At 69.0% G+C, this 21662-nt stretch carries 26 protein-coding genes and 1 pseudogene; 9 read left to right on the top strand and 18 right to left on the bottom strand.

The window, feature by feature from the left end:
* Positions 1 to 3 precede the first annotated feature (3 nt).
* The 3 genes from CSW60_RS21100 (at position 4) to CSW60_RS24270 (ending at position 1055) form a co-directional block, all read left to right on the top strand.
* The gene (locus CSW60_RS21100) at positions 4 to 333 is read left to right on the top strand and encodes a hypothetical protein (RefSeq protein WP_004620297.1); all 330 of its coding nucleotides are present in this window, start codon (positions 4 to 6) and stop codon (positions 331 to 333) included.
* A gap of 95 nt (positions 334 to 428) precedes the next feature.
* On the top strand, positions 429 to 872 hold the full coding sequence (locus CSW60_RS21095; RefSeq protein WP_099539019.1) for a hypothetical protein: 444 nt from the start codon (positions 429 to 431) through the stop codon (positions 870 to 872).
* 57 nt (positions 873 to 929) lie between these two features.
* Positions 930 to 1055, top strand: coding sequence for a hypothetical protein (locus CSW60_RS24270; protein WP_255409018.1), 126 nt, complete (start codon positions 930 to 932; stop codon positions 1053 to 1055).
* On the opposite strand, the gene CSW60_RS21090 is transcribed toward CSW60_RS24270, so the two are convergent.
* Positions 1052 to 1579 (bottom strand): antirestriction protein ArdA, encoded by a 528-nt coding sequence (locus tag CSW60_RS21090; protein ID WP_004620301.1) that lies wholly within the window; start codon positions 1577 to 1579, stop codon positions 1052 to 1054. The genes CSW60_RS24270 and CSW60_RS21090 overlap by 4 nt on opposite strands.
* 294 nt (positions 1580 to 1873) lie before the next feature.
* Here CSW60_RS21090 and CSW60_RS21085 point away from each other — a divergent pair.
* Positions 1874 to 2689, top strand: a pseudogene (locus CSW60_RS21085) (competence protein CoiA).
* A gap of 113 nt (positions 2690 to 2802) precedes the next feature.
* Here CSW60_RS21085 and CSW60_RS21080 read toward each other — a convergent pair.
* Entirely contained in the window at positions 2803 to 3183 is a 381-nt protein-coding gene (locus tag CSW60_RS21080; RefSeq protein ID WP_004620304.1) for a zf-TFIIB domain-containing protein, read from the bottom strand.
* Positions 3184 to 3353: 170 nt separating this feature from the next.
* On the opposite strand from CSW60_RS21080, the gene CSW60_RS21075 reads away from it, so the two are divergent.
* On the top strand, positions 3354 to 3842 hold the full coding sequence (locus CSW60_RS21075; RefSeq protein ID WP_004620306.1) for an MgtC/SapB family protein: 489 nt from the start codon (positions 3354 to 3356) through the stop codon (positions 3840 to 3842).
* A gap of 37 nt (positions 3843 to 3879) precedes the next feature.
* On the opposite strand, the gene CSW60_RS21070 is transcribed toward CSW60_RS21075, so the two are convergent.
* Both CSW60_RS21070 and CSW60_RS21065 read right to left on the bottom strand, forming a co-directional pair.
* Complete coding sequence (locus CSW60_RS21070; protein WP_004620309.1) at positions 3880 to 4686, bottom strand: hypothetical protein; 807 nt, start codon at positions 4684 to 4686, stop codon at positions 3880 to 3882.
* 75 nt (positions 4687 to 4761) lie between these two features.
* The gene (locus tag CSW60_RS21065) at positions 4762 to 5295 is read right to left on the bottom strand and encodes a hypothetical protein (protein WP_099539017.1); all 534 of its coding nucleotides are present in this window, start codon (positions 5293 to 5295) and stop codon (positions 4762 to 4764) included.
* Positions 5296 to 5358: 63 nt separating this feature from the next.
* Here CSW60_RS21065 and CSW60_RS21060 point away from each other — a divergent pair, with 63 nt between their 5' ends.
* Entirely contained in the window at positions 5359 to 6315 is a 957-nt protein-coding gene (locus CSW60_RS21060) for a hypothetical protein (protein WP_004620313.1), read from the top strand.
* Positions 6316 to 6400: 85 nt separating this feature from the next.
* A complete protein-coding gene (locus tag CSW60_RS21055) occupies positions 6401 to 7765 on the top strand; it encodes a restriction endonuclease (protein ID WP_004620314.1) in 1365 nt (454 codons plus the stop codon).
* Between the two features lie 28 nt (positions 7766 to 7793).
* Here CSW60_RS21055 and CSW60_RS21050 read toward each other — a convergent pair whose 3' ends face one another.
* Genes CSW60_RS21050 through trbB form a run of 12 tightly spaced genes read right to left on the bottom strand, consistent with a single transcriptional unit; the run spans position 7794 to position 17125 of the window.
* Positions 7794 to 8000, bottom strand: coding sequence for a hypothetical protein (locus tag CSW60_RS21050; RefSeq protein WP_099539016.1), 207 nt, complete (start codon positions 7998 to 8000; stop codon positions 7794 to 7796).
* A 60-nt stretch (positions 8001 to 8060) separates the two neighbouring features.
* Positions 8061 to 8285, bottom strand: a complete 225-nt coding sequence (locus CSW60_RS21045; RefSeq protein WP_004620319.1) for a DUF2274 domain-containing protein — start codon at positions 8283 to 8285, stop codon at positions 8061 to 8063.
* Positions 8282 to 9430, bottom strand: a complete 1149-nt coding sequence (locus tag CSW60_RS21040) for a TrbI/VirB10 family protein (protein WP_004620322.1) — start codon at positions 9428 to 9430, stop codon at positions 8282 to 8284. The genes CSW60_RS21045 and CSW60_RS21040 overlap by 4 nt, the downstream gene beginning before the upstream one ends.
* Entirely contained in the window at positions 9427 to 10206 is a 780-nt protein-coding gene (gene trbG, locus CSW60_RS21035) for a P-type conjugative transfer protein TrbG (protein ID WP_004620323.1), read from the bottom strand. The genes CSW60_RS21040 and trbG overlap by 4 nt, the downstream gene beginning before the upstream one ends.
* A complete protein-coding gene (trbF, locus tag CSW60_RS21030) occupies positions 10203 to 10889 on the bottom strand; it encodes a conjugal transfer protein TrbF (protein ID WP_004620326.1) in 687 nt (228 codons plus the stop codon). The genes trbG and trbF overlap by 4 nt, the downstream gene beginning before the upstream one ends.
* Positions 10886 to 12148: a P-type conjugative transfer protein TrbL gene (gene trbL / locus CSW60_RS21025; protein WP_004620328.1), complete on the bottom strand. Its 1263-nt coding sequence runs from the start codon at positions 12146 to 12148 to the stop codon at positions 10886 to 10888. Before trbL ends, trbF begins: the two co-directional genes overlap by 4 nt.
* Positions 12145 to 12360 carry a putative entry exclusion protein TrbK-alt gene (trbK-alt, locus tag CSW60_RS21020; protein WP_004620330.1) on the bottom strand — a complete coding sequence of 72 codons (216 nt, stop codon included), beginning with the start codon at positions 12358 to 12360 and terminating at the stop codon, positions 12145 to 12147. Before trbK-alt ends, trbL begins: the two co-directional genes overlap by 4 nt.
* Complete coding sequence (gene trbJ, locus CSW60_RS21015) at positions 12357 to 13073, bottom strand: P-type conjugative transfer protein TrbJ (protein ID WP_004620332.1); 717 nt, start codon at positions 13071 to 13073, stop codon at positions 12357 to 12359. Before trbJ ends, trbK-alt begins: the two co-directional genes overlap by 4 nt.
* Entirely contained in the window at positions 13070 to 15514 is a 2445-nt protein-coding gene (trbE, locus tag CSW60_RS21010) for a conjugal transfer protein TrbE (protein ID WP_004620334.1), read from the bottom strand. Before trbE ends, trbJ begins: the two co-directional genes overlap by 4 nt.
* A gap of 2 nt (positions 15515 to 15516) precedes the next feature.
* Entirely contained in the window at positions 15517 to 15783 is a 267-nt protein-coding gene (locus tag CSW60_RS21005; RefSeq protein WP_004620335.1) for a VirB3 family type IV secretion system protein, read from the bottom strand.
* A complete protein-coding gene (locus tag CSW60_RS21000; protein WP_004620336.1) occupies positions 15783 to 16169 on the bottom strand; it encodes a TrbC/VirB2 family protein in 387 nt (128 codons plus the stop codon). Before CSW60_RS21000 ends, CSW60_RS21005 begins: the two co-directional genes overlap by 1 nt.
* Positions 16170 to 16216: 47 nt before the next feature.
* Complete coding sequence (gene trbB, locus CSW60_RS20995; RefSeq protein ID WP_004620338.1) at positions 16217 to 17125, bottom strand: P-type conjugative transfer ATPase TrbB; 909 nt, start codon at positions 17123 to 17125, stop codon at positions 16217 to 16219.
* Between the two features lie 288 nt (positions 17126 to 17413).
* Between trbB and CSW60_RS20990 the strand changes: the two genes are divergently transcribed.
* A complete protein-coding gene (locus CSW60_RS20990) occupies positions 17414 to 18091 on the top strand; it encodes a hypothetical protein (protein WP_004620340.1) in 678 nt (225 codons plus the stop codon).
* Complete coding sequence (locus CSW60_RS20985; RefSeq protein ID WP_004620342.1) at positions 18084 to 19115, top strand: hypothetical protein; 1032 nt, start codon at positions 18084 to 18086, stop codon at positions 19113 to 19115. Before CSW60_RS20990 ends, CSW60_RS20985 begins: the two co-directional genes overlap by 8 nt.
* 181 nt (positions 19116 to 19296) lie before the next feature.
* Here the strand turns inward: CSW60_RS20985 and CSW60_RS20980 are convergent, their stop codons facing one another.
* A complete protein-coding gene (locus CSW60_RS20980; RefSeq protein ID WP_004620344.1) occupies positions 19297 to 19686 on the bottom strand; it encodes a hypothetical protein in 390 nt (129 codons plus the stop codon).
* A gap of 20 nt (positions 19687 to 19706) precedes the next feature.
* Positions 19707 to 21659, bottom strand: a complete 1953-nt coding sequence (locus CSW60_RS20975) for a conjugal transfer protein TraG (protein WP_004620346.1) — start codon at positions 21657 to 21659, stop codon at positions 19707 to 19709.
* Positions 21660 to 21662: the final 3 nt, after the last annotated feature.

Raw genomic sequence — 21662 nt, 5'->3', positions numbered from 1 at the left:
GCGATGACCCTGACCTATATTCTCGATGGCAAGACGGCCAAGCCCGAGCCCAATCCGGCGACCTGGGAGGCCTGGATGCGCGCGGCCCTGGAAAGCGGAACACGCGTCGTCGCCAAGTCACGGGTCAACGCGCAGTTGACGGTCTCCACGGTCTTCGCGGGACTCGACCAACGGCTCGATGAATCGCCGTCCAGCCCTCACCCGGTGTTGTTCGAGACGGCGGTCTTCAAGGCGAGCGAACTCGTCCGGACCGAATACCACACCGACTGGAGCGAGGCGGAAAGCGCCCATGCCGGGCTGGTCGCCGAGCTCAGGGCGACCCAGTCCCACTAAGGCGCGGGGCGGCCGCGTTCCTCAAGCGCGGTCCGACATGGCCAAGCACCACAACCTCGCCTAGGTTGTCGGAAACCCACCGCGAGAAACAGAAGTTGCGCTACAGCGAAATCAGCGTCCCCGACAATTTCATCTTCCACTACTTCGACACGAATGACGCCGAGGCCGTGGAAGCCCTGCGCTATCTGGAGGAAAGTGGTCGGCGCTTCGACCTGGGCAAGGGCCGCGCGGTGATCTTCCATCGCGCGCACGTGCCCAACACCCAAGACCACCTGCATTTCGAACAGCGCGGCCACACCCTTTACGCCATGAACCGTGATGGTTCGGCGCACGACGGCAGCCACGGCAAGCAGATGCACCGTTGGGCGGTAGACGCCGTGAAGGACCGCTACCCTGGCTTCAAGCTGCCCAAGGACGGCCTGATCGAGACGATGTTCGATCAGGGCGAAGCCGTGGTGCTCATGGAGACCGTCGCCATTCGCCCTGAGCTGGATCGCACTCTGATGGACCTGGCCGAAAAGCTCGCCCGCGAGGCCTAGACCGCCCTAGGCGCGACGACGCCTGCCCAAGGTCGAAGCGGCGCCCTATGATGGGGCATGCCCGCTCGCTCCCGCCCGACCGCCCGCTTGCTGACGCCCACTGGCTGGGCGGGCCTCGCCGCCTTGGCCCTGTCGGCCGCCGCCGTGGTCGTCGCTGTGGTGAAGGCTCTGCCCCGCGCCTAACGCGTCCAGAACACATGCACCGCATCGTGCGCGATCTGGACCGTGAAGACCTCGCCATTCAGCCGCGCATCGCGGGCCATGGCCTCGTAGTCGATATAGAGCCGCAGGTTTTCCGGAATGACCGTGGTCTCCTCGGTCATCGCCTGGAAGTAGTCGGCCAGGCTGGCGAAAACCCCGTGATACTGGTCGTCGAGCGCCGCGCCCGCCGCGTCCAGGTCGCCCCCGACCTCGGCCAGCACCAAGGCGCCCAACTCCCCCCGCGCCCTCAGGAAGGCGGCGGTCTCCACGACCTTGGCGATGCCGGCGTACTCGGCGATCTCGACGCCGCCGAACCCTTCGTAGTCGTGGATTGCGAACTCCTCGGCCATCGGCTCGGGCGAGGCCTTCAGCATCGCTCGGATCGCGGCCCAGACGGCGTCCTCGTCCTCGACCGCGATCCAGGCGCCGTGCAGCACGCCGCTGTTATAGGCGGCCAGACAGGCGACATAGATGCGGGGCTCAAGGTCATCAGCGGCTTGTCCCATGATCCTCATCCTCAACGCAGGGGTTCGACATCGAACCCTTGCCCGTCGGCGAGACCGGGGGTGCAAGCAGAGGGGCGGCTTCGCGGGGACCCGGCTGCAGGCCCCGAAGGGGCCGAAGCTGGGCGGAAGCCGATCCGACGCGCGCTGGGGGCGGAGCCCCAAGCCGGCGTGGCGACGGTGGCTATCGCCGCCGGGTCCCAGGACGTCCGAACAGGCTTTAAATATCGACCCTCCAAGCGTTGCCATAGCCCTGGACTCAACCTTCGATGACGGAGCGCATCGGGAGGCCCAGCCATGCTTGTGGCGCTGCAAGGCGATCAGCACATCACCGCCTGGGTCGCCCAGAAGGGTCCGGTGTTCCATTGCCCCAACTGCAAGACCCAGGTGATCCTCCGTAAAGGGGCGCTGGTCGCCCACAACTTCGCCCACAAGCCGCCGGTCACGTGCAGTTGGGCTTCTGGCTAGACCCAGGCGCACCTCAAGGCCAAGCTGCTTCTGCACGACGCCTTCGTCGCTCAGGGCCTCAGTTGTTCGGTGGAGGCCGAGGTGCTGTCGGGGGACGGAGACCGTCGCGCCGATGTGCTGGTCTGGCGGCCGCCGGGCCAGCTGCGGATCGCGCTGGAGGTCCAGCACACGCCGCTCAATTTCGAGCAGATCGACCGCCGGACCCGCGCCTACATGTCCGCCGGCGTGCCGGTCGTCTGGCTCGGCCTGATCAAGCCGGAGGTCCTGGCCGGCGCCGAGCCTCTCGCCGGGGGCCTCAAGATCACGCGCTATTCGGTCCGTCCCTGGGAGAAGTGGGCGCACGCTTACGGCATGGGCGAGCTATGGTTCATCGATCCGGTGGGCGGGCAATTTTGGCGTGGCGTGCTGCACAAGCACATGATCGAGGTCCCCTCCTCCAGCTGGTACAGCAGCGGCGGCGAAGAACAATCGGCCGGAGGCTACACACGCTCCTCCAAACGGTGGCGCAACCTGCATGTCGAAGGCCCCTACCCGCCCAGCGCCATCGGCCTGAAGACCTTCACCCGCAACACCTTCTCGTCGCGGGACTTCACGGTTCCAGGCGGGCGCGCGGCCGGTTTCATGGTGCGCGCCCCTAAGCCATGAGACATCCGAGCGTCCGCAGGAAACGCCGGTGACCTGAAGAGCCGGGTGCCGCCGCGAGCGTGGCCTGGGCCCACGCCCGGCAGCGGCCTCATGCCACTGCCGGAAGAGCTGATCTAGTCGAACAGCCCGCCCAGGAAGCCGCGACGCCGGCCATGGCCACCGCCGTAGCCGCCGTCATGCCCGCCACCGTGCTTGCCACCATGCTTGCCGCCGTGGCCGCCGCGATCGTGGCCGCCCCGGTAGTCCCCTTCCCAGGGACCGCCGTATTCTGGCGCCTGCGGACGCGGAGTCGGAGCCGGCTGAGGCGGCGGCGTCTCATAGGCCAGGCTGCGCTCGATGATCTTGTCGAGTTCACCGCGATCCAGCCAGACGCCTCGGCACTTGGGGCAATAGTCGATCTCGATCCCCTGTCGGTCGGTCATGACCAGATCGACGCGACAGACGGGGCAGAGCAGACCGCCCTCGTGGCGGGCGGCGGAGGTCGGATCGGTCATGCGCATGCTCCTTGCACAGGCTGCACTTGGACGATGGCGGCGGGCTACGGAACCCGCCAGGACTGCCGAACACTTAAGAACTCGCGCGAGGCCATATAGTGGCGCTCGGCCCGGCGGTTTCTGTCAAAGTATGGCGACAAGACCGCCCCCTTGGGAGATGCCTGCTGGCCATGAAGGTTGATCCGACCGCCTTGTGGGAAACCGCCAACCACATCTTCAACCTGGCCCTGGCCTTCATCCTGGCCTTGCCGGTGGGCTGGGACCGCGAGCACGAGGAGCGCAGCGCCGGCATCAGGACGTTCCCGCTGGTCGCCATCGCCGCCTGTGGCTTCGTGCTGGTCGGCATCGCCGTGCTGGGCCGGGGTTCGTCGGCCCAGGCCCGGATCCTGGAAGGCCTGATCACCGGCGTAGGCTTCATCGGCGGCGGCGCAATCCTGAAACAAGGCGCGCGCGCGTCGGGGACAGCGACGGCCGCCAGCCTCTGGGCGACCGGGGCGATGGGCGCGGCCGTCGGTTACGGCCTCTACGACATCGCCGTTGTCCTGGCGCTGACCACCTTCCTGACCCTGCGGTTCGCGCGCCCGTTCAAGCAGGCCGCCCGCGACGAAGCTCCGCCGAACGGCGCGTCCGCCGCCTCCGATCAAGCTGAGCAAGGCTAGCCGGCGGGGCCGGCATGGCCTCTGGGCCGCTCCAGCGCTAGCGGCCGAAGGCCTTCTCATCCAAGGCCCGGACGAAGCGCAGCAGGCTCAACACGGTTTCCAGGACGTACTGGCCCTCCGCGCGCTTCAAGAGATCGTTGTCGTGGGCCAGGCTGTTGTTGTTCCGCACGTGGTTGAACTGCTCGAAGATTTGGACAGTGGACTTGGCGATCTTGTGGGAGATCTCGTCCAGGCCGCCGTTCTGACGCAGAGCGTTCATGTACCGCCCTGCCCGGCCCTGAAGGGTTTCGTGCTCTACCACCGCCAGCCCGGCCGCTTCGGAGAGCGCGGCGAACTTCTTCATGCAGTAGGTGTGCAGCCGGTCCAGGGCCGCGTGCGGCGCGTTGGCGGCGATGTCGCGTTCGATCGCGTCGGCCAGGGCGTTCAAGGTGGCGTCGTCGGTGAACCGCTCGATCTCCAGGTTCGGCGCATCGGCCGCATCCCGCGCCAGCCGCGCGACGATGGCCTGGTATCGCTCCGCCAAGCCCGGCTCCAGCGGCTCCATGCCGTGCTCGCGTTCCAGCGTCCGACGATGGTTGAGGAAGGCCTGCAGCACCTCGGCCTGGGCTTCGGGTGTAAAGGCGTAGATCAGCGCCCGCAGGCGATTGGCCTTCGACGGCCCGCGCCCCGTGTACATCGGCGCGGTGACATCGACGTTGAAATGCCGCGCCACGAAGGCGTTGAAGGTCCGGTCGCTGAAATTCAGCACGTAGCCGTCGCCCATGCCGAGCACCGGCTCGATGACCAGCATGTCCATGGCGGTGACGCCGTCCGGATCGGGTTGCGGATCGAAGAAGGGCCTCATGGGTCCGCGCGCTCTGTTGAACCGTCGCCTCAGTCTGCACCGCGCCAGTCGATCGGTCTCGATGCAAAATCGCGGCTAGGCGCCGTCAGCCGCGATCTGCAGCGGGAACACCGTGTCGATCCCCCAGGCGCAGAGTTCGAGCGTCCGCAACGCCATGCCGGGCGGATGGATCTCGGAATTACCGTGGGCGAGCGCATTGCGCAGCAGGATGATCACCTCGACCTGGTCGTCGAGGATCGAGGCGCCCGGCACGAGCTTGGGAAAGACCCCAGCCTTGCGCGCCCGGTCGACGAGATTGCGCAAGGTGCCCTTCTGCTGCAGGCCGTGGCCGTTGAGGCGATGCTTCAAGGCCAGCTCGAAGGCGCCGAACGCCTGGACCTCGCCGACCACGAACAGGTCGTAGTCGAAGAAGGCGTAGAGCATGGCGTTGCGCGCCCGGTCGTAGGCGTCACGCACCTCAGCCGGCGCCGCGCCGGCCAGGGCCACCTCCTCGATCATCTGGTGATGGTCGGCGATGGTCATGAACCGAAGGCCTTCGCCCTCAGGCACGCAGAGGTTGTCGAAGCGGCTGTCGGGCTTCAGGATCTCGTCGGCGGACTTGTAGGCCATGGCCCAGCTTAATCACGCGGCGACGCCGCCGCGAAGGCTGGCCCGACCGAACGCGGCGGGGGGATGATGTTCAAGAAGCTGTTCGGCGAACCGGCCAAGGTCGCGCCCGAGGTCGACGACGACCTGAAGTTCGTGACCAAGAGGTCGGCCAGGGTTCACAGCCGCGACCTCTACGGCCAGTTCGCCAAATCCCCCAACGGCCGCTTCGTCCTGGTGTGGTCGGACGCCGACCCCGACGCGCACCGCAGCGGCCCGCGCGAGGACGGTCCTGGCCGGTATGTCCTTCTAGACGGCGGACAGGTGATCGCCGAAGGCCGCCTGGAGCGTCCCCACGATGGCCGGGTCGCCAACACCGGCGTCTTCGTGCTGAACGACTGGATGTTCGGCCAGGGCCTCCTGTGCGGACGGGTCTGCGCTTTCGCCGCCGACGGCCGCGCCCTGGTCGCCCACACCGTCGAAGCCAACCTCTACAACAACGGCCTGTCGCCCGACGGCGCCTATGCGGTCGCCCAGACCGCCAACGCGCCCAACGCAGACGGTAACCAGCTGTTCGTCTTCGACCTGGCTGCAGGCGCGCTGATCACCCGTTTCTCACCCGAGATCGGCTGGGCCGACACTTACAAGTTCGACGCCAAGACCCGGACCCTTCGGTTGCGCCAGCGCGACGGCGGCGAGTTCGCCTTCGGGTTCGACGGGACGTTCATCGACCGCGAGGCCTGGATCGAACACGGCCTGGCGGCCGGCAAGCCGATGGTGCTGGAGACGCTGCTGCGCGAGGCCGGCGGCAAGGTCGACGCCGCCCTGGCCCGCCGCTGGAAGGACGGCCTGGCCCGCGCCATGGCCAATCCGGACCTGCATCCCGCCTACAAAGCCCGTCTCTTGCGCTACGGCGCCGAAGGCTACGAGGCGGACGGCGACATCGCCGCCGCCCTGACCGCCTACGAGGCCGCGGTCGCCGCCGACCCCAAGCTCGGGGTCAAACGCAAGATCGCCCAGCTGCGTCAGCAACTCGACGCCTAGCCGAGCGGGCCGTTGAAGCCCTCGGCCAGGTTCGACATCCTGCCTCCCACGCCGAGGCCGACTCGGCCAACGAGACCTGCAGTCCATGACCGAAGAAGCGGCGGCCGACGGCGACACGCCGTGGGTGATCCCCTCGGAGATCCGGTTCGACACCCTGCTGGGCAAGGACCTGGAGGAATGCGTCTACTGGCTGCTCGACGCCATGGGGGCGCAGGACCTGGAATGGCGGGTCGGCGGCACGGGCGGCGGGGCCGCTGATGGCGGCCGCGACCTGGCCGCCGCCTTCTATGCGCTCACCCCGGCTGGCGACATGGACCGCAAGCGATGGTGGTTCGAATGCAAGGGCCGCTCCAAGACGCTGGAGGCCGACCAGGTCAAGGCGGCGGTCAACAACGCGCTGGGCGAGCCTGGCCTCGACTACATCGTCATCGTCACCAACACGACCTTCACCAACCCCACCCGTGATTGGGTGGTGCGCTGGCAGCAGGCGCACCCCACGCCGGTCGTGCAGCTGTGGGACGGCGTGACGCTGGAGCGGATGCTGTCGCGCCAGCCGCAGGTCGTCATGCGCTTGTTCGCCCAGGCGCTGAGCTTGGAGGGCCGGGTCAAAGCGGCCAAGGATCGGTTCTGGGGCCGGCTCGAATTCGTCGCCCCCAAGCTGCTGGCCGAGTTCTGGGCCGCCCGGCGCGAAGTCGACCTGGACGGCATGACGCTTTTTGCGCTGATCGCCACCGAGTTCGCGGCCGGCTCGATCGCGCAGCGGCCCTGGGCCGCCGACCTCGACAAGGCCAAGCTGGCCGAGACCCTCCAATACGCCATCGCCAACATCTTCTATCTGATCCAACGCGCCGAAGACGCCGGTCAAAGATCCGAGCCGCTGCTGCGCGCCCAGGCCTATGTCGTGCTGGTCGCCCTGCAGGCCTTCGGCCCGACCGCCGTCACGGAGCTGCTGCGGGTGCTGATGGCGGGCGATCCCGACAATCCCTACCCCGATGTCGTCCAGAGCATGCTTCTGATGCCGATCATCGACCAGCTGCTGGGCGAACTGCAGGAGGTCTGTTCGTCCGACTGTCAGCGGTTCACGACGACCTTGCACGCCCTGCGTACCGAAGACGGCGACGAGGTCGAAGACTACTGGTGGCGGCTGGACCAAAGGGGCTTGCCGCGTCTTGAGGACCCGACCGCCCACCTTCGCCTGGAGCGCACAGGGGCGCCCTGCAAGGTCGGCTTCGCGCTGAACGACGAGGTCACTTGTCCGCTGTTCGACGCCGAACCGACCCTGGAAAACCTGGAAGCCATGCTGACGGTGTTCGCCAAGGTCTCGGCGTTCCGGAAGATCGACGCCCAAGGCCGCCATGCCGAACGCGTGGCTCGGATCGCCGAGTTCAACGCCAGCCCGCTGCGCCGGCCGCCCACTCCCACGCCGGCTGAGGGCGGCGAAACGGCCTAAGACCACCTCGCCACGGCCCCGGCCGGGCTTAGTTCATGACCTTCTTGCGGATGTGCCGGGCCGCGCGCCGCATGGATTCCGCCTCGCGGGGCTTGCCCACGTGATCCAGCGTGACGGCCGCCATTTCGGCGCGAGCCACGACCTCGGCGAGGCTGGCGCCGGGAAAGGCCTCGATCAGGTGGCGCGAGGCCGTCTCCCAGTCGACGTCATCCAACGATTTGGGCGGTTTGGCCATGTCCAAGGCTAACGTCGAGGGACCGCGCCCGTCAAAGCACAGTCGCCTTGATGCCCCGGCCTACTCGGCGCGCCCCCGCCGCCCGCGCACGAAGGCGCGGTCGGTGGCCATGAACTGGTCGAGCATTGGCACGATCAGGCGAACCGGCTCGGCCGCCTTGCCGCCGGTCTGGGTCGCGTGGGCCTGGGCGTAGGCGACGAGGTTGCGGTGGGTGGCGGCCGGAACGTCCACCGTCATCTTGACCGGGGTCTCGTCCTCCAGCGGACGCAGTTTCAGCTTATTCATGGACGGGCTCCCACGCGGTAGGGCTCAAGGACGAGGTCCTTGCTGAGTAGGACGCGCAGCGGCGCCCCGGGGCGGATGGTCAGGGTCGGCGCGCGGTCGAGACTGCGGCCCACGACTTGGCGCCCGACATCGCTGACGGCGTCGGCGCCGCCACGTCGAATGGCTCGGACCAGGCTGGACTCGTCGCTCGACGAGCCGGTCTCGGCCCCGATCGCCAGCACGGTCGAAAGGCCCGCCGCCGCCAGGATCCGGCCGCTGTGGCGATCGACGCCATCCTGCAGGCCGGCCATGCCTTGCACGTCGGCGGCCGGGAGCTTGTCGAGCACGATGGAGCGGCCTGATGGCAGGATCAGCCGGGTCCAGGCCACCCGCAGGCGGCTCTGTCCGACCCGGATCTCCGCCTCATACTCCCCGACCAGCCGCGCGCCCGCCGGGATCAGCAGGAAGCCACCGCCGAGGCTGTCGTAGACGTCCTGGGTGACCTGGGCGATGGCCAGACCCGGCGCGTCCGACCGCAGGCCGGTGACCAGGGCGGCGGGGATCACCGCGCCGGCCTGCAGCACATAGGGCGAGGCCGGCGCCTGAAGACGCTCCACGCTCGTCGTCCTGGCGTCTGGCCCGGCGACCTCGGGCTTTACGGCCGGCGAGGCCTGGCCGCCGCGATCAGCCCGCCCCGCCGCGAAGAGGCCACTCTGTTGGGCCGCGCGCCGCACCACCGCGCGCGCCTCGCGGTCCGGATCGACCGGAGCCCGCGGCGGGGCGGGCGACGAAACCGACGCCTCCGAGGGCGACGCCAGCGGCGCATCCGACATCGCGCCCGCGCGCTGCGCCGCCAGGATGGGCCGCCCCAGGTCACCGGGCAGTGGCGGCCCCAGCGCCGGCACGCCGGCGGGGCCGGCATAGCCTCGCGGCAGGGCCGTGACCCGTTCCGACGGCGTCGCCACCGGCGGCGGTTCGGCCCGCGGCGGGGCGGCCCGGCGATGCTCCAGCATCGACCAGCTGACGGCGCCGAACAGGATGATGGCGATGGCGGTGCTGCCGATGATCAGGGCGCGGCGCGACAGACGGGCCACGGGCGCGGGCGATCCACGCAGCCGCAGGGTCTTGGCGATGGCCTCTTCGGCCTGGGTGCGCTCGTCGCTCATCGGACCGCCTCCACACTGGCGGCCTGGCGGATCAGGCGCACGCGCTGGGCCTGGCGCTTGATCCCGAAACGCAGCTCAGCCCGATCGAACAGCCGCTCGACGACGATCCGCCGCCCCTCGATGTGGTAGTTGATGATCTCGCTGGTCTTGCCGTCGACGCCCAGGCGATAGAGGGGCGGCAGGTCGTCCAGGACGACGCCCGGCCCGAACTCGACATAGGCGCGGTGACCATCGTCGAAGACCGCCAGCGGCCGCCAGAGCGGATGGTCGCCCTCGATGCGGTAGCCGCGATTGACCCGCGACAGATCAAGCTCGGCCGCCACGGGCGGCGCCTCGACCAGCACCGGCGGGCTGACCGGATAGACCCAGGAGACCTGGGCCTGCCAGGTCCGGGATGAGGCGCGAAGTTCCAGATAGTAGGTGCGCCGGTCGGTGTTGATCAGAAGGTTGGTCGACAGGTCCGGCTCGGTCGGCTTGACCAGGACATGGACGCGGCGCTGCGCCCCGGTCCCGCTCGTCGTGTCGCCGATCGTCCAGCGGGCGGTGTCCCCCGCCGCGATCGCGCCCGTTTCGACCAGCGCCTCTCCCGGTTCCAGGACGATGTCGGTGATCCGGCCTGGCATGGCGATCACCGGATAGACGCCGGTGTCCGACCAGGGGAAGGGCTGCATGCCGGCTGGGGTGGCCAGCGCCGGATCCACAGTTCTCGGTCCCGCCCAGACGGTCGAGGACAGCAGGGCGCAGGCAAGGCCCGCCGAAAAAATCAGACGGGTCATGCGCCGAACTCCTTGGACCAGGACAGGGCCGTGACGAACACGCCCAGCGGGTTGCTGCGCAGGCCCTCGGCGGTGCGCGGCGGCCGCAGGGTGACGGTCAGGATCGCCGTCCAGCGTTCGGTGGCGACCAGCTGGCCATCGGCGAAGCGTTGCTCGGTCCAGGCCAGGCGAAAGCTGTCGGGCGAGGCGCGCACCACGCTGGTCACCGCCACCGTCACCTGGGTCTTGCCGACCTGGCTGAAGGGATCGGCCCGCCGGGCATGGTCGGAGAGCGCGGCCGCGCCGTCCGTCGAGGTGAAGTCGTAGGCCCGCAGCCAGGCCTGGCGCATCAACACCGGATCGGTGGAGATGGTGCGCACGTCGGTGATGAACCGCGCCAGGGTCCAGGCGATCATGGCGTCGGTCGGCCGCGCGCCCTGGATCGCGGGGGCGACGACCCGGGGCTCGCCCAGATGATCGACCTGGACCACCCAGGGGGTGACCCCGCCCCGCAGGGACAAGGTCACCAGCCCAGCGGTGAGCCCGCCACTCAGCGTCAGCAGACCCAACGCCATCAGGCGCCAGTTGAAGGCCTGGACGCGGGCGGCGCCCAGCAGGTCGTCCCAGGCCTGGCCGTGGCGCTGGTACGGGGTTTCGGGCGCGGGCGTCTCGCCATAGCGCGCGGGTCCCTTGAGCAGGGTCATGATCTGTCCTCCGAAAGGCTGGGCGCCGCGCCGGCGCTGTGGTCGTCACCGCTGCCGGCGGCGTGGACGGCCATGGCCGCGCCATGGGTCATGGTCTGGCGACGTTCGAGATCGCGGGCCCAGGCGGGCTGGTCGGTCGCATCGCCAGGCGTGTTCGGGCCGCTGGGCGCGCTCGAACCGCCCTGCCCGCTAGGTCCGCCGGATGGAGGCGGCGGTGGTGGCGAGGAGGCTCCGCCCGAACTGGCCGCCCCACCGCCCCCTTGCGGCGGGTTCGGCGGCGAACCACCGGCCGGGGCCGCCCCGCCAGCCGGCGGGGCGCGTCCCCCACCCGCGGCGGCGGCGGCCGCGCCGGCGCCGGAGCTGCCGACGCCCGTGGCGACCATTTGGGCGGCGGCCGCGCCGGCCATCGCCATGCCACCGACGACCAGCCCCGTGCCGACGGCCGCACCGGCGCCCAGCTGCGGCGCGCCCGACACCAGGCCCGAGGCTACGCCAGGTCCGAAGATCGACAGGCCCAGGAGCGTCAGGGCCGCCAGGGCCATGGCCAGGACCTCTTCCAAGGTCGGCTGGCCGGCGGCGGCGCTGGTGAATTCGGAAAACAGCGAGGAGCCGATGCCGACGACGATGGCCAGCACCATGACCTTCACGCCGCTGGCGACGACGTTGCCCAGGACCTTCTCAGCCAGGAAGGCGGTACGTCCGAAGAGGCCGAAGGGCACGAGGACGAAGCCGGCCAGGGTGACCAGCTTGAACTCGATCAGCACCACGAAGACCTGAACGGCGATGATGAAGAAGGCGACGATGACGAAGAGCGCCACCAGGAGCAGGACGACGATCTGGACGATGTTCTCGAAGAAGCCCGGGAAGCCGCCCAGCTCGGCGGCCGCCTCCAGGAGCGGCTTGCAGGACGAGACGCCGAGCGCCGCCAGCTTGCCGGGTCGCAGGAAGTCCTCGGCCGATATCCCGGCGCCCGAGGCCTTCAGCCCCAGTCCGGAGAAGCTCTTCAGGACGATCAGGCTGAGGGTCTGGAAGTTGCCGATCAGGAAGGCGAAGAACCCGACATACAGGGTCTTCTTGATCAGCCGGGCCAGGACGTCCTCGTTCGAGGCCCAGGCCCAGAAGAGCGCCGCCAGGGTGACGTCGATGGCCACCAGGGTGGTGGAGAGGAACGCCACCTCCCCGCCCAGCAAGCCGAACCCGCTGTCGAGGTACCGGTTGAAGGTGTCGAAGAAGCGATCGATGACGCCGACGTCGCTCATGACGCGGCCCCGCCGAAGAACCGCGCCCAGGCCGCGCGGCATTGCGCGTCCGCAGCGCCCGCCTCGCCGAGCGCCTGGCAGCGCGCCAGGTCCGGATCGCGCGAGGCGGCGGCCGGCGCCTTTGTCGATGATGGCTGGGACGCCCCGCCCGCCAAGACAGCGGCGCCCAGCAGAATGATCAGTACGGTCCCCCAGACGAGGGATCGGGTCATGGCGTGCCAGCGCTCCCCATGAACTTGGAAAAGCGGGCCTTGGCGTCGGCGCGGGCGGCGGCGCGATCGGCGGCTTCGAGCGCCTGCGCCCTGCCCTGGGCGGCGCTGAGCGCGAGCAGATCCGACAGCTGCTGGGCCTGGAGGGCGAGAAGCTGATTGCCGGCCTGGGCCGCCTGGAGGCCGCCTTCCGCGCCCTGGCTTTGGGTCACCAGATTGGCCAGCTGGTCGCGGCTGGCGCCCATGCCGCCGACGACCCCGGCCTGCACCTTGAGCGCATCCTGGAAGCCGGCCACGGCCGCGCCCCATCGGGCGTCAGCCCTCTGGGTCAGGACCGCATCGCTGGCCGAGAGGTCCACCGCGCCGTACTGGGTGCGGAAGGCCTCTCGGATCTGGCTGACGTCGAAGGCCAGGCCTTGCGCCTCGGCCAGCAGGTCACGCGTGCGATCGACCTGGGCCTGGAGCGCGGCCAGCGACGAATACGGCAGGCTGGCCAGGCTCTTGGCCTGGCCGATCAGCATCTGCGCCTCGTTTTGCAGCGAGCTGATCTGGTTGTTGATGGTCTGCAGGGCGCGGGCGGCCTGCAGGACGTTCTGGGCGTAGTTGGTCGGATCGAAGACCGTGAATTGGGCGAAGGCCACGGAAGGGATGGCCGGCGCGGCGGCGAGCAGGCTCGCGGCCACGGCCACCGCCAGACGGCGGCGCGTGAGGGTCATGACGAAGTCTCCGGGGAGATCGGCGCCGGAGCGGCCGATCCGCCCGGCAGGAGGTCGGCGGCCCAGCTGAGGCGCTTGGCGCGCAGCCAGGCGGCGGCGAAGCCACGCTTGCCGTGGCTCTTCAGGATCTTGCCGATCAGGGCCTGATCGGCCTTCGACGAGGCCGCGCAGAAGGCCAGCGCGACGGGCCCCAGGCCCAGGTCGAAGAGGCGGTCGCCGACCCGCGATTGCAGGTAGTAGTCGCGGGCCGGCGTGGCGCGGGCGAGGATCTCGATCTGGCGGCTGTTGAGCCCGAACCGCCCATAGGCCTCGGCGCCCTGCGGCTCCAAGGCACGCGGGTTGGGCAGGAAGATCCGGGTCGGGCAGCTTTCGATGATCGCCGCGGCGATGGGGCTGCTGGTGACGTCAGCCAGGGACTGGGTGGCGAAGACGACCGAGGCGTTCTTCTTGCGCAGGGTCTTCAGCCACTCGCGCAGCTGGGCCCCGAAGGCGGGGTCGTCGAGCGCCAGCCAGCCCTCGTCGATCAGGATCAGGGTCGGCCGGCCGTCGAGGCGCCGGCCGATGCGGTGGAAGAGATAGGCCAGCACCGCCGGCGCCGCCCCGGCCCGGGCCAGGCCCTCGGTCTCGAAGACCTGGACGTCGGCCTCGCCCAGATGCTCGCCGACGCCGTCCAGCAGGCGCCCGTGCGGTCCGCCTAGGACGAACGGCGCCAAGGCCGCCTTCAGCGGCGGACTGGTCAGCAGCGCGACGAGGCCCGTCAGGGTGCGCTCGGACGCCGGGGCTCCGGCCAGACTGCCCAGCGCCGCCCAGAGGTGCTCGCGCACGGTCGGGGTGATCGTCACGCCTTCGCGCGCCAGGATCGCCGCCAGCCACGCGGCCGCCCAGGTTCGTTCCTCGGGCTGGTCGATCATGGACAGCGGCTGCAGGACCGGCGCCTTGCCGCTCTCGCCCGAGAGGTCGTGGAAATCCCCGCCCATCCCCAGGGCCGCCGCCCGGATAGAGGCGCCGAAGTCGAAGGCGAAGACCTGCGCGCCGGCATAGCGGCGGAACGACAGGGCCAGCATCGCCAGGAGGACGCTCTTGCCCGACCCGGTCGGCCCGACGACCAGGGTGTGGCCGACATCGTCGACATGGAGGCTCAGCCGGAACGGGGTCGAGCCGGCGGTGCGGGCGAAGAGCAGCGGCGGACCGTCCAGGTGCCGGTTGCGGTGCGGCCCGGCCCAGACCGCCGACATCGGCGCCAGGTGGGCCAGGTTCAGGGTCGAGAGCGGCGGCTGGCGAACATTGGCGTAGACGTGGCCGGGGATGGTCCCGAGCCAGGCTTCGACCGCATTGACGCTTTCACGGATGACGGTGAGTTCGCGGCCCTGGATGACCTTCTCGACCAGGGCGAGCTTGGCGTCGGCCCGCGCCGGGTCGTCATCCCAGACCACCACGCTGGCGGTGACATAGGCATAGGCCACCGCGTCGCCGCCGAGATCCTGCAGGGCTTGGTCAGCCTCGGCGGCCTTGTTGGCCGCGTCGTTGTCGACCAGGGCCGAGGGCTCCTGGGTCAGGGCCTCGCGCAGCAGCACCAGCACCGACTTGCGCTTGGCGAACCACTGGCGGCGGATCTTGGTCAGCAGACCGGTGGCGAGCGTCTTGTCCAGGCACAGCGCCCGGGTCGACCAGCGGTAGGGGAAGGCCAGTCGGTTGAGGTCGTCGAGCAGGCCCGGCATCGTGGCCGGCGGAAACCCGACCAGGGTCAGCACCCGCAGGTGCGCAACACCCAGGCGCGGCTCCAGACCGCCGGCCAGGGGTTCGGTGGCCAACAGGCTGTCGAGATGAACCAGCGCCTCGGGCACGGCCACGCGCTGGCGCGCCGTCGACACCGCCCCGTGCAGCATGGAGAGCGTGGCCGCATCGTCGAGCCAGGCCAGGCTCGGCATCAGGCCGTCGAGCAGCGCCAGGAAGCGATCGGTGCGATCGACGAAGGCGGCCAGCTCGGCGCGCCAGTCGATCTCGACGCCGCTGCGGCCTTCGATGAACAGGCCCTCGAACCGCCCGCGCCGTTCGATCGGCGGCAGATAGCTCAGGGTGAGGAAGTAGCGGCTTTCGAAGTGGTCGCCGCTTCCGAGGAAGTCGGCCCGCCGCTCCTCGTCGACCAGGGCCGAGACCTGGTCGGGGAAGGCGCTATCGGGATAGGCCGCTGAGGGGTCGCGGCGCGCCTCGACGAAGATCGCCCAGCCCGACCCCAGCCGCCGCAGGGCGCCGTTCAGGCGAGCGGCGACGGCGGCGACCTCGGCGTCGGTCGAGCTGTCGAGATCGGGACCTCGAAACGCGGCGCTGCGTTGGAAGCCGCCGTCCTTGTTCAGCACCACGCCGGGCGCGACGAGCGCCACCCAGGGCAGGAAGTCGGCCAAGCGCGCGGGGCGCTTATTGTATTCGCGAAGGTCGAGCATGCTCAGACCTCCAGGTGCGCGGGCAGGCGCACGTGGCGGCGGCCGACCTCGAAGATCTGGGGATCGCGGCGGGCGGCCCAGACCGCGAGACCATGGCCGATCAACCAGACGGCCAGGCCCACCGCCCAGAGGCGCAGGCCCAGCCCCAGGGCCGCGGCCAGGGTGCCGTTGACCAGGGCGATCGCGCGCGGGGCGCCGGCCAGGAGCATCGGTTCGGTCAGGGCCCGATGGACGGGGGCCGCGAACCCCAGGGCGCGATCGCCGGCCATCAGACCAGCGCTCCGCCGCCGAACGAGAAGAACGACAGGAAGAAGGAGCTGGCGGCGAAGGCGATCGACAGACCAAAGACGATCTGGATCAGCTTGCGCGAGCCGCCGGAGGTCTCACCGAACGCCAGGGTCAGGCCCGTGACGATGATGATGATCACCGCGATGATTTTGGCCACCGGCCCTTCGACCGACTCCAGGATCTGCTGAAGCGGCTCTTCCCAGGGCATGCCCGACCCGGCCGCCTGAGCCTGGGCGCTGAGCAGGGTGAAGCCCAGGCCCAGGCCGGCGACGACCCAGGGCTTGAGGTTGGGGAGCCGGTCGCGAAGGCGCGCACGGATGGGCAGGCCGGGCGCATAGGCGCGCGGCAAGGCAAGGCTCGTGGACACGAGACCATCTCCTTTGAGCAATGTCGGGGGTTGGGGGGCTTAGGGTCTCAGGCGGGGCTGAGCTGGTAGGCGCCCGTGGGCGCCTGGCCCTCCAGGCGGACAAGGTCGATGAGGCGTCGCGCTCGCCCGCGTCCGGCGAGCACGGCGATAAGGTCGATGGTCTCGGCGATCAGGCCGCGCGGCACGGTCACCACCGCTTCCTGAACCAACTGCTCCAGGCGCAGCAGCGCGCCTAGGGCCGAGCCGGCGTGCAGGGTGGCGACGCCGCCAGGATGGCCCGTCCCCCAGGCCTTGATCAGGTCGAGCGCTTCAGGCCCGCGCACCTCGCCGATTATGATACGGTCGGGCCGCAGCCGCAGGGCCGAGCGGACGAGTTCGGTGAGGCTGACCATGCCGTCGCAGCTGTTCAGCGCCACCTGGTTCTCGGCCGCGCATTTCAGCTCCGGCAGATCCTCCGCGACGATCACCCGATCGCCGGTGCGCGCCATCCTGGCCAGCAGCGTGTTGACCAGGGTGGTCTTGCCGCTGGAGGTGGGTCCCGCCACGAGAATGTTGGCTTGCGCATCCACCGCATCGGCCAGGACCTGGGCTTGCCGCTCCGTCATCACGCCGTCGCGGACATAGTCGTCGAAGGCGAAGACGAGGCTGGCGGGCTTGCGGATGGCGAAGGTCGGTGCGGCCACGACCGGCGGCAGCCAGCCCTCGAAGCGCTCGCCCGTGCCCGGCAACTTGGCCGACAGACGCGGTCGCCCGGGGTGGATCTCGGCGGCGACGTGGTGGGCCACCAGGCGCAGGATGCGTTCGGCGTCCTCGGGCGTGACCGTCAGGCCAGCGTCGAACTGGCCGCCTTCGAAGCGGTCGACCCACACACGGCCATCGGGGTTGAGCATGACCTCGGCCACGCCGGGGTCTTCGAGGCGGGCCAGCAGCAGCGGCCCCAGCGCGGTGCGCAGCATCTGGCGGCTGCGTTCGCGTCCAGCTTGATGTTCGGAAAGGTCCACGGCGGGTCCCCGTTGCTTACGGGGATGAGTAAGAAGACCTGGAATCCGACGACCTCAACAGCCGAATCCAGCCGTCGGGATTTCGCGCGGTAAAAGGGGAAACGGCGGATCGGCCCTATCCGCTAGACTTGGAAGGCCCGCCGCCGCCGAGACGCGGGAGCCATCCCGGGGCGAGCGAGTGCAGTGAAGGAGAAGCCCTTCGTCCGGTTCCCATGCGACCCGATCTACGGCTAGGCTTGGCCCATGCCGACCAACGCCGCCCTGAAACCCCTCGCCGCGAAGCTCCGCCGCCAGAAGGGCGTCATGGGCGTCCCCTGGCCCGATCGCGATCTCGTCCCGGCCTGGCGCGCCTTCAACACCTTCGACGACTGGTATGCGTTCGTCGACGCCTTCAGCCTCAACGCCCACACGCCGCTGAAGCTATCCGAGCGATGGACACGCGTTCAGACGTCCTATCTCTTCGCTTGGCTGTCGCCGGACCACCTCATTGCCGCGGACCTGCTGACCTTCACGGCGCTGGAGTACGCCGTGGTCGATCGCTATGGCCACCTGACCAAGCCGCGCCCAGTTTATGATCCCAAGAACCCGCACAAGCTGATGCGGACGTCATTCGGCAAGGCCCTGGACTATATCGTCACCGGCGATGGCCTGACCGACGCCGCCCTGCCCTTCTGCCAGAAACACGGCGGCCAGGTGACCCGGCGGCTCGTACTAAAGAGCCCCATCCGACCGACCCTGCCCGACATTCGCAATCGCCTGGCCCATGGCGAGCCGCTGGAGCCCGGCCCGACGGCGGGCCTGCCGGAGCTGGTCCGTGACCTGATCGACTACGCCTACAGGGACTGGCCGCCGCCCAGCGCGCTCCAGCCCTTCGCCGGCGTAGAGCTGGCGCTGCCAGGGCGGGGTATTCCGAATGTCTGACGACGAAACCTTCGAACTGAGCGCCGAGGACAGGGTCCACATCAATCGAGTGCTCGACCTGGCCGAAGCCTGGGAGAGCCCAGAACCCGTCGTCGTCGATGGCGTCTGCTTCCACCTGACATGCGATGTCGACAAGGAGGTCTGGAAGCCCCTGCATACCCTCGGGACCTACGGCCAGCGGCAGTCGATGTATGGGCCGGAGCTGATCTTCCCATGGACGCCGCCGTGGATCCGCGACTTCATGTCCAAGACCGTCGATGTCATCGACGTCGAGCCGGGCAGCCTGGTCGTGATCAGCGTCGTCGGCACCGCGCAGCTGAAGTCGCCCTTCGCCCAGTTTGGCGACGACGACGCCCACAAAGGCAAGCAAGCGCGCATCGTCGTACTGCACGCCGACAAAACTGTTTCCGAGGCGACCCGCCCGCTGGTGCTGCTGACCGAGGAAGCTACCGATGCCTTCGTCTTCGTCGAGGACTACAGCTCCGCTTACCAGGCCCTACTGGCACGCCTGGGCGTCCGCGCCGAGATCGAGGACATAAACGAGCTTGTCGATGAGCCGCTGGAAGCATGGCCGGTGCCGTCACCCGATCTCTCGGAGACCTACAAGCGCGCGATCCTTGCTCTGGTCGAAGGGAACAGCAGCTACGATCCTGCGCCGTATGCCGTGTTCGGCTACCTGATGGCCCGGGCCGAGGCTGAAGAGCGGCTGCTGGCGCCCGCGGTGCGTGGTCTCCAAGCGGACGAACAACAAGCCCGCTTCAAGGCTGGCAAACGGCAGAAGAGCCGATCGGCCACTGAAAAGCTGCGACTGATCGCCAAGGCGATCATCGCCCAAAACTCGCAGATCTCTCTGTCTAGATGCGCCCGCATGGTCGAGGAGCAAATCCGCAACGATCCCAAATGGACCTTCACGTCAGACGACAAATGGATCGCGCGTCACATCCGCGAACTCTTCGAAAAGCGCGGCGACAGCAAGGAGTACCAACCGCGTCGTGACCTGCGGGTGGGTACGACCCCGGGTTAGGGGGACACGGACTCGGTCATGGCCTGTGCAGGTTCAAGAAATCCTTCAAGCAGGGCAGAGCCACTTGAAGGAAGCCCCACATGACCCCAGAACACATCACCGCCCTGGCCTCGCTCGTCACCGCCACGGCCGCCCTGGTCTGGGCGGTGCGGCGCCGGAAGTGAGGATGGCCTGTTCAGGGCTATTGCTCGTCGCCGTCGGCCTCTTCCAGAATCTCGCCGCGCAACAGGCGCCCGGACGCCAGGCGCCGCGACAGGGCCTCCAGGAACCCGACATATCGCTCGTGCCCCTTGGCGTTCTGCGCCTTCTGATCTCCTCCGGACAGGGTTGGCGTCGCGGTCAACCAGGCCTTCACGAACAGAGCGATGGCTTCGTTGGAAATGGTGACGTCCCGCGCCAGCCGCTCCATTTCCCGTGTGATCCGGTCGAGGCGGCGCGTGATCGCCGCTTCGGCCATCTCCTCACCGTCCGGCGACAGGTAGGCCGCCACGGCGGCCTGCACGATCTCGGACTTGGACCTGCGCATGCGCCGTGAAGCCGCGTCCAGGGCCAGGGAAAGATCCCTGGCCATGAACACCTTCGTCTGGACCTTCACAGCGGGATTCCGTCGTCAGGATCCAGGGCCGCGATGCGCGCCGCCGCCCGGAACCGGCGGGACTGTTCGGCCTGAACGCCATCATCACTTTCGAGATCCAGGTCCAGCTCGACCTCGGCCGGCTCGACGGGGATGATCGTCTCCGGCGGGTCGAGTTCAGGCTCGATCTTCAGGCCGCCCTCGTCGTCGACGTCGCCATGACCCTTTTCGGGCGCGCTCTTGGCCACGATCGTCGACACCCATTCGGAGACCTCCGCGGGCAGAAGGATCGCGGGCTTGTCCGGCGGCGGCGCAATGCGGGCGGCCAGTTCGCGGTCGACATAGTAGCGCGCCTTCTTGGCCCGGATCGGCGCGACGCCCGACACCTGGACGATCGCCTCGTCGGCGGGGAGTTGCATCACCTCGCCCGGAGTCAGCAAAGGCCTGGCCGTCTCCTGGCGGCTGACCATCAGATGGCCGAGCCAGGGCGATAGCCGGTGCCCGGCGTAGTTCTTCATCGCCCGCATCTCGGTCGCGGTGCCGAGACTGTCGCTGATCCGCCGGGCGGTCCGTTCGTCGTTCGTCGAGAACGCGACCCGGACGTGGCAGTTGTCGAGGATGGAATTGTTCTCGCCGTAGGCCTTGGCGATCTGATTGAGGCTTTGGGCGATCAAGAAGGCCTTGATGCGATAGCCGGCCATGAAGGCCATCGACTGCTCGAAGAAGTCGAGCCGACCGAGCGCCGGAAACTCGTCCAGCATCATCAACAGCTGGGGCCGATGGCGCGCGGTTTCCAAGCCCTCGGTGAGCCGTCGGCCGATCTGATTGAGGATCAGCCGGATCAGCGGCCGCGTGCGGCTGATGTCCGACGGGGGAACCACCAGATAGAGCGAGACAGGACGTCCCGGCGTCACCAGGTCGTCGATCCGCCAGTCGCAGCGGGCGGTCACGGCCGACACGATCGGATCCCGGTAGAGGCCCAGGAAGCTCATCGCGGTCGACAACACCCCCGACCGCTCGTTCTCGCTCTTGTTTAGAAGTTCGCGCGCGGCGCTGGCGACGACCGGGTGGACGCGGTCGCCGAGATGGGGCGTGGCCATCATGGCCCGCAGCGTCGCCTCGATCGTCCGGCGGGGATCGGCCAGGAAGTTGGCCACGCCCGTCAGCGTCTTGTCGGGCTCGGCATAGAGGACGTGAAGGATCGCCCCGACCAGCAGGCTGTGGCTGGTCTTGTCCCAGTGCGACCGACGCTCTAGCGCGCCATCTGGATCGACCAGGATGTCGGCGATGTTCTGCACATCCCGGACTTCGGTCGCCCCTTTGCGCACCTCCAGCAGCGGATTGTAGGCGCTGGACTGCGGATTGGTCGGATCGAACAGCAGGACCGGACCGATCTTGGCCCTGAAGCCTGCGGTCAGCTGCCAATTCTCGCCCTTGATGTCGTGGATCACCGCCGACCCGGCCCAGGTCAAAAGGCTGGGCACCACAAGGCCGACGCCCTTGCCGGATCGCGTTGGCGCAAAGCACAGGACATGCTCGGGGCCATCGTGGCGAAGATAGTGTTCGCCCAGCCGGCCCAGGACGACTCCGTCCGGGCCAAGCAGTCCGGCGACCTTGGCGTCGCCCTCGGTGGCCCACCGCGCCGAGCCGTAGGTGGTGACCTTCTTGGCTTCGCGCGCGCGCCAGATCGACATGCCGATGGCGACGAAGATGGCGGCGACCGTGCCGCCGGCCGCCATGAACGCGCCGCGCGCGAACACGCCGGGCGCATAGGCCTCGTAGACGAACCACCAGAAGAAGAAGGCCGGCGGCGGATAGATCGGCCATCGGCCGAGGTAGAACCATGCCGGTCCAAGTTGCGGCTGAAACCCCAGCCGCCAGGCCGTCCATTCAGTCGCCAGCCAGACGCCGGCCAAGGCCAAGAGGCCGACGACCAGGATCTGGCCCCAGAGGATCTTCGTTCCACTCATGGA

The sequence above is a fragment of the Caulobacter sp. X genome, from assembly GCF_002742635.1.
Lineage (GTDB): Bacteria > Pseudomonadota > Alphaproteobacteria > Caulobacterales > Caulobacteraceae > Caulobacter.
This window is presented reverse-complemented; position numbering and strand designations above follow the sequence as displayed.

Coding starts and splice junctions, on each gene's coding strand:
- CSW60_RS21100 (WP_004620297.1), top strand. CDS start 4: ATGACCCTGACCTATATTCTCGATGGCAAGACGGCCAAGCCCGAGCCC.
- CSW60_RS24270 (WP_255409018.1), top strand. CDS start 930: ATGCCCGCTCGCTCCCGCCCGACCGCCCGCTTGCTGACGCCCACTGGC.
- CSW60_RS21090 (WP_004620301.1), bottom strand. CDS start 1,579: ATGGGACAAGCCGCTGATGACCTTGAGCCCCGCATCTATGTCGCCTGT.
- CSW60_RS21080 (WP_004620304.1), bottom strand. CDS start 3,183: ATGACCGATCCGACCTCCGCCGCCCGCCACGAGGGCGGTCTGCTCTGC.
- CSW60_RS21075 (WP_004620306.1), top strand. CDS start 3,354: ATGAAGGTTGATCCGACCGCCTTGTGGGAAACCGCCAACCACATCTTC.
- CSW60_RS21070 (WP_004620309.1), bottom strand. CDS start 4,686: ATGAGGCCCTTCTTCGATCCGCAACCCGATCCGGACGGCGTCACCGCC.
- CSW60_RS21065 (WP_099539017.1), bottom strand. CDS start 5,295: ATGGCCTACAAGTCCGCCGACGAGATCCTGAAGCCCGACAGCCGCTTC.
- CSW60_RS21060 (WP_004620313.1), top strand. CDS start 5,359: ATGATGTTCAAGAAGCTGTTCGGCGAACCGGCCAAGGTCGCGCCCGAG.
- CSW60_RS21055 (WP_004620314.1), top strand. CDS start 6,401: ATGACCGAAGAAGCGGCGGCCGACGGCGACACGCCGTGGGTGATCCCC.
- CSW60_RS21050 (WP_099539016.1), bottom strand. CDS start 8,000: ATGGCCAAACCGCCCAAATCGTTGGATGACGTCGACTGGGAGACGGCC.
- CSW60_RS21045 (WP_004620319.1), bottom strand. CDS start 8,285: ATGAATAAGCTGAAACTGCGTCCGCTGGAGGACGAGACCCCGGTCAAG.
- CSW60_RS21040 (WP_004620322.1), bottom strand. CDS start 9,430: ATGAGCGACGAGCGCACCCAGGCCGAAGAGGCCATCGCCAAGACCCTG.
- trbG (WP_004620323.1), bottom strand. CDS start 10,206: ATGACCCGTCTGATTTTTTCGGCGGGCCTTGCCTGCGCCCTGCTGTCC.
- trbF (WP_004620326.1), bottom strand. CDS start 10,889: ATGACCCTGCTCAAGGGACCCGCGCGCTATGGCGAGACGCCCGCGCCC.
- trbL (WP_004620328.1), bottom strand. CDS start 12,148: ATGAGCGACGTCGGCGTCATCGATCGCTTCTTCGACACCTTCAACCGG.
- trbK-alt (WP_004620330.1), bottom strand. CDS start 12,360: ATGACCCGATCCCTCGTCTGGGGGACCGTACTGATCATTCTGCTGGGC.
- trbJ (WP_004620332.1), bottom strand. CDS start 13,073: ATGACCCTCACGCGCCGCCGTCTGGCGGTGGCCGTGGCCGCGAGCCTG.
- trbE (WP_004620334.1), bottom strand. CDS start 15,514: ATGCTCGACCTTCGCGAATACAATAAGCGCCCCGCGCGCTTGGCCGAC.
- CSW60_RS21005 (WP_004620335.1), bottom strand. CDS start 15,783: ATGGCCGGCGATCGCGCCCTGGGGTTCGCGGCCCCCGTCCATCGGGCC.
- trbB (WP_004620338.1), bottom strand. CDS start 17,125: ATGCTGCGCACCGCGCTGGGGCCGCTGCTGCTGGCCCGCCTCGAAGAC.
- CSW60_RS20990 (WP_004620340.1), top strand. CDS start 17,414: ATGCCGACCAACGCCGCCCTGAAACCCCTCGCCGCGAAGCTCCGCCGC.
- CSW60_RS20985 (WP_004620342.1), top strand. CDS start 18,084: ATGTCTGACGACGAAACCTTCGAACTGAGCGCCGAGGACAGGGTCCAC.
- CSW60_RS20980 (WP_004620344.1), bottom strand. CDS start 19,686: ATGGCCAGGGATCTTTCCCTGGCCCTGGACGCGGCTTCACGGCGCATG.
- CSW60_RS20975 (WP_004620346.1), bottom strand. CDS start 21,659: ATGAGTGGAACGAAGATCCTCTGGGGCCAGATCCTGGTCGTCGGCCTC.